Source organism: Brevibacillus fluminis (genome assembly GCF_003710825.1).
Lineage (GTDB): Bacteria > Bacillota > Bacilli > Brevibacillales > Brevibacillaceae > Brevibacillus_D > Brevibacillus_D fluminis.
In genome coordinates, this window is record NZ_RHHQ01000087.1 from 1 (window position 1) to 374 (window position 374).

Consider the following 374-nt stretch of genomic DNA (forward strand, 5'->3'; position numbering starts at 1 on the left):
CCAAATCCCCTCACCTCCACCAAGGTATTTTCCGCTAGGTAAAATCTTGCTACACTGGAGTAACAAATACAAGGGAGGCCGCTCAACGAATGAAAGAAAAGCTACGCGCATCACTCATTGACAGCCTGAACACCAAAAAACCCTTGATCGGCGTCGCAACCGGCTCCGGCTTCTCCGCAAAGCAAGCCGTGGCAGGTGGGGCCGATTTTTTACTCGTCTTAAACGCAGGATTATTCCGAAACGCGGGCGTATCCACATTGGGCTCGCTGCTTCCGTTTGCCAATAGCAACGAAATGGTACTGAAAACCGGCTACCGCGAAATTTTGCCGCACGCGGGAGAGACACCGGTCATTTACGGCGTTTGCGCCACCGAT

Annotated in this window: 1 protein-coding gene; it reads left to right on the forward strand. The window is 52.7% G+C overall.

Annotated features, from left to right (window positions below):
• Positions 1 to 89 precede the first annotated feature (89 nt).
• A partial coding sequence (locus tag EDM56_RS31050) for a phosphoenolpyruvate hydrolase family protein (RefSeq protein WP_148040458.1) occupies positions 90 to 374 on the forward strand: 285 nt, incomplete at its 3' end.